The sequence below is a fragment of the Promicromonospora sp. NPDC060204 genome (genome assembly GCF_042728455.1).
GTDB lineage: Bacteria > Actinomycetota > Actinomycetes > Actinomycetales > Cellulomonadaceae > Promicromonospora.
In genome coordinates, this window is sequence record NZ_JBHWZO010000335.1 from 1 (window position 1) to 5914 (window position 5914).

5 protein-coding genes are annotated in these 5914 nt (G+C 72.7%); 3 read left to right on the top strand and 2 right to left on the bottom strand.

Going from position 1 to position 5914, the window contains the following annotated elements; translation table 11 throughout:
- Window positions 1-48: 48 nt before the first annotated feature.
- Both ACFWEJ_RS26465 and ACFWEJ_RS26470 read right to left on the bottom strand, forming a co-directional pair.
- Entirely contained in the window at window positions 49-729 is a 681-nt protein-coding gene (locus ACFWEJ_RS26465; RefSeq protein ID WP_377232156.1) for an LPXTG cell wall anchor domain-containing protein, read from the bottom strand.
- Window positions 730-865: 136 nt separating this feature from the next.
- Window positions 866-1834, bottom strand: coding sequence for a LysR family substrate-binding domain-containing protein (locus ACFWEJ_RS26470; RefSeq protein ID WP_377232157.1), 969 nt, complete (start codon window positions 1832-1834; stop codon window positions 866-868).
- A gap of 113 nt (window positions 1835-1947) precedes the next feature.
- On the opposite strand from ACFWEJ_RS26470, the gene ACFWEJ_RS26475 reads away from it, so the two are divergent.
- The 3 genes from ACFWEJ_RS26475 (at window position 1948) to ACFWEJ_RS26485 (ending at window position 5847) form a co-directional block, all read left to right on the top strand.
- Window positions 1948-2349, top strand: coding sequence for a DUF5997 family protein (locus ACFWEJ_RS26475; RefSeq protein WP_377232158.1), 402 nt, complete (start codon window positions 1948-1950; stop codon window positions 2347-2349).
- The gene (locus tag ACFWEJ_RS26480; protein ID WP_377232159.1) at window positions 2346-3740 is read left to right on the top strand and encodes a class I SAM-dependent methyltransferase; all 1395 of its coding nucleotides are present in this window, start codon (window positions 2346-2348) and stop codon (window positions 3738-3740) included. Before ACFWEJ_RS26475 ends, ACFWEJ_RS26480 begins: the two co-directional genes overlap by 4 nt.
- A gap of 85 nt (window positions 3741-3825) precedes the next feature.
- Window positions 3826-5847, top strand: a complete 2022-nt coding sequence (locus ACFWEJ_RS26485; RefSeq protein ID WP_377232160.1) for an adenylyl cyclase — start codon at window positions 3826-3828, stop codon at window positions 5845-5847.
- Window positions 5848-5914: the final 67 nt, after the last annotated feature.

The window sequence follows — 5914 nt, forward strand, 5'->3', positions numbered from 1 at the left end:
GTGCTCCGGTCCCGACCCGCCCTGCTGCTGTGGTGGTGTACGGGCTGCTCAGCTGCTGAGCGCGCCCTTGCGCCGCAGCACGAGCAGGGTCACGCCACCGCCGACGAGTGCGAGCGCGATCAGCGTGAAGCCGATGACGGTGCTGGCACCGGTCGCGGCGAGCTCGCCGGGCTCCTCCGCGGAGGGGGACGCAGTGGCGTCGACGCCCGTGGCGGGGGCGGACTCCTCGGCCGGCGCGTTGCCCTCCTCGGGCTCCCCTGCCTCGGGCTCCTCGACGGCGGGCTCCGACGGCTCGGTGCCGGTGCCGTCGGTCGGCTCCTCACCGGGCTCCTCGCCCGGCACCGTCGGCTCCTCGCCCGGCACGCTCGGCTCCGGCGTCGGCTCGGCCTTGACCGTGATGAGCGTGTAGTGGCTGATCGCCTTGCCGGACGAGTGCGAGATCGTCACCTCGGCCGCGGGCGGGTCGACGACCACGTCCTCGGGGCCGAGGCCCTGGTTGGCGGAGCCCGCCTTCACGCAGTAGCCGGTGATGAGGTAGCCGTCGGGCGCGGTGACCACCAGGGTGGTGTGCTCACCGCTGACGTCGACCTTGCCGTCCTTCGGGCAGGTGGCCGAGCCGGTGGTCGCGACAGGAGCGCCGGCGACCGGCGCGGCGAACGCGGCGGTCGAGGGGACCAGAAGTCCCGCGACGAGGAGCGCGGATGCTCCCAGGACGGTCATCTTGCGCACTGAGCGCTCCTTCGGGAAAGGGATGGGGCAGGTGTGCCCGACGTCGAGCACGATTCCCGGAGCGTAGCGACAATGGCGCAGATCGCCAATATCCGCTTATCTCAGTAAAATACCTTACAACGACTTTTCTTACGCTCTACCGACCTTTGCCTTTTTTCTTTCCTTGTGGCGCGGAACGCCCGCCCTTGCCGCGCTGGGCACCCCCTCGGCCTCCGCCAGCAGCCGTACCTCGCCCCGTACCAGACCGCTTCTTGGCCCCTGACACGCTCTTCGAGGATTTCTTCACCCCGTTCCGGGCGGATTTCGCTGTCGGCGCATCGGCGGACGTCCCGTCCGCCCCCGGGCGGGACGACGGCGCGCCCCGGCCGCGTGAGCTGTTGACCGTGCGCCCCCGGACGATCCCGATGAGCTCCTCGACGAGGTCCGTGGTGCGCTCGATCGGCCAGACCAGGCCCACCGGCGCCGTCGGCCCGTCGGAGAGCGGACGGTAGGTCACGTCCTTGCGGCGGTGCAGCCGCGCCAGCGACATCGGCAGCACGGCCACCCCGACGTTCGCGGCGACGGTCGCGACGACGTCGGCGGTGGTCGGGACCCGCTCCAGCGGGTTGCCGTCCGGGTCCGCCGGCACCGTGCCCGGGACGGTGCGGCCTCCGGTGAACAGGACGTCGTCGCCGGGCACCCAGACGGGGTCCTGCGCGATGTCGCCGGCGGAGACGGTCTCGTCGTCGGCGAGGGCGGCGAGCAGGTGGTCCCGGGAGAAGAGGACCACCGACGACTCCTCGTAGAGCGGGATCGCGGAGAACACGTCCTTGTCCACCGGGAGACGGCCGATAGCGGCGTCCACGTCGCCCGACTCCAGCGCGGCCGCGACCGCGCCGGCCTCGACCTGGACCAGCTCCAGGCGCACGTCGGGCAGCCGCTCGTGCCACACGCTCGCCCACTTGCCCGGCGTCGCGCCAGGCACGTAGGCGAGGCGGAAGCGGGGCCGGCCGTCGGCTTCGGCATCGGGTTCGGCGTCGGAGGTCTCGTCGAAAGCCTCGTCGGCGGTCTCGTCAGGGACCTCCTCGGGAGCGGCGGGTCCGACGTCGGGTACGGGCTGGTTCACGCCCCCAGGCTACGGGGCCCGGGGTCGATCGCCCCTCGCACGAGCGGCCACGAGCGGCGAGGATCACGCCCGCCATGGAGAGCGCGGCGGGCGCACCCCGATACCCTGGGAACATGAGTTCCTCCTTCGCCTCGCAGCGGTTCAAGCCGTCCAACGCCGCCAAGCGACTCGGCGTCTACCTGCCTGCCACGCCGCAGGAGTTCCAGGACACCCCGATCTCGCGCGCGGAGCTCGAGGAGCTGGAGACCAACCCGCCCGAGTGGCTGGCCGACCTGCGTCGCAACGGCCCGCACCCGCGGCCCGTCGTCGCCGGCCGCCTCGGCATCTCGATCGCCGGCCTGGCCCGCGGCGGCATCACCGACCCGCTGACCACCGAGCAGATCAACGAGCTGCGCGACAACCCGCCGGAGTGGCTGGCGCAGGAGCGCCAGACGGCCGAGCAGGTGCGGGCCGAGGAGGAGCGCGTCGAGGAGGCCCGCAAGGCCGCGGAGAAGAAGGCCCGCTCCGCGCGGTGAGCCCCGAGGTGGAGGCCGTCCTCGCGCGGCTGCGGCCGTACCCCGAGGACGGGTCGCGGGCCGACGGCCCGGTCGCGGCCGACGCGACCGACCGGCTCCTGCTCGACGAGGCCGCCGCGCTCGTCCGTGAGTTCCCCGACGACGTCGTGGTGGTCGGTGACCGGTTCGGCGCGCTGACCCTGGGCGCGCTGGCGAGCGGGGCTCACAAGGTCCGCACCCAGATGGACGCGGTCACGGCCGAGGCGGCGCTCTCCGCCAACTCCAGCCTGGTGAGCAAGGCCCTGTGGGACGGGCGTGCCCGGGCCGCTGCGAGCGTTCCCGTCCCGCACGAACCGGCCGGGCTGGGGTTCACCCAGCACGACCGGCTGGAGCCCCGACTGTTCGAGGGCGCCCGCCTCGTGCTGCTCCAGCTCCCGGCGTCGCTCGCGGAGCTGACCGAGATCGCCGAGCACGTGGCCCGGTACGCCGACCCGTCGGTCACGCTCCTCGCGGGCGGCCGGGTCAAGCACATGACGCACGCGATGAACGACGTGCTCGGCGCATCGTTCACTCAGGTCAGCGCGTCGCTCGCCCGGCAGAAGTCGCGGCTGCTGGTCGCGCGTGAGCCGCGGGCCGACGTCGGGCCGCTCACCTACCCCGTCACGGCGCGGCTGACCGACCAGGAGATCCTCGACGCGATCGCCCCGCCCGGTACCGCCCCGGAAGGCCAAGCCCAGGACGCCGCCGGCCAGGACCGGCCCGCGGGCCTCACCGTCGTCGCGCACGGCGCCGCGTTCGCCGGCGCCACCCTGGACCACGGCACGCGCTTCCTCCTGGCCCAGGCGCACCGCTGGCCCCACCTGTCAGACCTCCAGGTCCCCCCGGTGACCTCCACGTCTGACACGTCTGACACCACCGCGGTGCCGGTCCCCGGCATGGACGCCCACCCGGTCGCGGTCGACCTCGGGTGCGGCACCGGCATCCTCGCCGCCGTCCTCGGCCTCCGGTACCCCACCGCGCACGTGATCGCGTCGGACCGGAGCCGGGCCGCCTGCGACTCGGCCGGGGCGACGCTCGCCGCGAACGGCGTCCGCGCGGCCGGGATCGTGCGGGACGACGCCGGGGCACTGCTCCCGATCCCCGACGGCTCGGCCGACCTGGTGCTGCTCAACCCGCCCTTCCACGACCGCGCCGCGCTGAGCACCGACGCGGCGCACCGGATGTTCGCCACGGCGGGCCGCGTGCTGCGCGACGGCGGCGAGCTGTGGACCGTCTTCAACACGGGCTTGCACTACCGCCGCGCGCTGGAGCGCGCCGTCGGGCCCACCGAGCACGTGGCCCAGGACCGGCGGTTCACCGTGACCCGGAGCGTGCGGAAACTACTTACCGACATGTCAGTGACCGGCGGCTAGCCTGGCTGGGCGCTCGCCCGGGCGCACCCGCACGGCAGCACGCCCGGCCTCGGCCGGCCTGCCCCGAGCACGTAAGGAACTGTCGATGAGGACACTTCGCACCACCCTGCGCGGCGCCGCCGTCGCGGCGGTCGCAGCATCGCTCGCCGCGGGAGCCGCGGTCACGGCGCTACCCGCCTCGGCCGCACCGACCGCCGCCGAAGGCAGGGCCATGGCAAAGGCCTCCGCGACGAAGCAGGCCGGACCGGCCGCGCACCAGCCCGCCGCGCACCAGCCCGGCAAGCACAAGCCCACCAAGCCGAAGACGCCCAAGCCGAAGAAGGCGGCCGCCGACCCCGACTTCGGCCCCAACGTCACGTTCATCGACGAGTCGTGGACCGCTGACCAGATCAACTCCTTCCTCGACACGGTGAACGACGAGGCGGAGTTCAGCCAGAACCGGCACCAGGTCTTCTTCGAGCCCGGCACCTACGGGAGCGCCGCCGGCCAGGACGACCCGGCCACGGCCACCGGGATCGTCAACGCCCACGTGGGCTACTACGAGTCGATCGCGGGCCTCGGCGCGCAGCCCGACGACGTCCACATCAACGGCGCCCTGCACGTGGAGCCCGTGGTGGGCTGCCCGAGCCAGCCCTGGGCCTGCGCCGACCCCGGCTCCCTGACCCGCTTCTGGCGGTCGATCTCCAACATGGGCATCAACCCGATCCAGCGCCCCGTCGGCGAGGACGCGGCCCTGCCGTACCCCGCGGGCGTGACCGAGCCGCACCAGATGCGGTTCGCCGTCTCGCAGGCGGCGCCCATGCGCCGCATGGACATCCAGGGCAACCTGACGATCTTCGGCCGGTACGGCGAGTTCGCCTCGGGCGGCTATCTCGCCAACTCACGTGTCTCCGGCACCATCGTGTCCGGCTCCCAGCAGCAGTGGTTCACCCGCAACTCCGAGGTGGGCGCCTGGGACGGCGGCGTGTGGAACATGGTCTTCGCCGGGGTCCAGGGCGCACCCGCCACCAACTTCGGCCAGCCGGTGGGCGAGAACGTCGGCGTGACGACGACCGTCGGCTCCACGCCGGTCAGCCGCGAGGCTCCCTTCCTGTACCGGGGCGACAACGGCGAGCTGTCCGTGTTCGTGCCGAACGCCAAGACGGACAGCAGCGGCACCGACTGGTCCACCGGATCGGACGCCGGCCAGTCGATCGGCATCTCCGACTTCTACGTCGCCAAGGAGGGCACGGACGACGCCGCGTCGATCAACGCCGCGCTCGCCAGCGGCAAGAACCTCGTCCTGACCCCCGGCGTGTACGAGCTCGACGCGCCCCTGGCCATCGACCGCGCCGACACCGTCGTGCTCGGCCTGGGCTACGCCTCGCTCACCCCGACCGCAGGCAACGCCGTCGTCGAGGTCGGCGACGTGGCGGGCGTCAAGATCGCCGGCATCACCGCCGACGCCAACGTCCCCGAGTCGGAGACACTCATCCAGGTCGGCCCGCAGGGGGCCACCGTCTCCGACGCCGCCGACCCGACCACGCTGACCGACGTCTTCGTCCGCGTGGGCGGCCCCTGGGCGGGCAAAGCCGTCACCTCCATCGAGGTGAACAGCCCCGACACGCTCCTGGACCACATCTGGGCCTGGCGCGGCGACCACGGCAACGGCATCGGCTGGGACGTCAACACCGGCGCCCACGGCGTCGTCGTCAACGGTGACCGCGTCACGGCGACGGGGCTGTTCGTGGAGCACTACCAGGAGGAGCAGACCATCTGGAACGGCGAGGACGGTCAGACGCTCTTCTACCAGAACGAGATCCCCTACGACGTGCCGAACCAGGCCGCGTGGATGGACGGCGACCGCCTCGGCTACGCCGCCTACCGGGTCGCCGACGACGTGCAGAACCACTCCGCGATCGGCACCGGGACGTACTCGTTCTTCAACCAGGGCCAGGACATCCGCCTGGAGTCCGGTATCCAGGCGCCGGACACCCCGGGCGTGACGTTCCGGTCGCTGACCGCCATCTTCCTCAACGGCTCGGGCGGCATCAACCACGTCATCAACGGCACCGGTGGCGCGGTCCAGCAGGGCACGCAGCGGTCCCAGGTGGTCAGCTACCCCTGACCCACCCCCGAAACCAAAACCGAAACCGCTGAGTGCGGGGTATCTGCGGCCTGACAGGCGTCAGAGC

Coding starts and splice junctions, on each gene's coding strand:
- ACFWEJ_RS26475 (WP_377232158.1), top strand. CDS start 1,948: ATGAGTTCCTCCTTCGCCTCGCAGCGGTTCAAGCCGTCCAACGCCGCC.
- ACFWEJ_RS26485 (WP_377232160.1), top strand. CDS start 3,826: ATGAGGACACTTCGCACCACCCTGCGCGGCGCCGCCGTCGCGGCGGTC.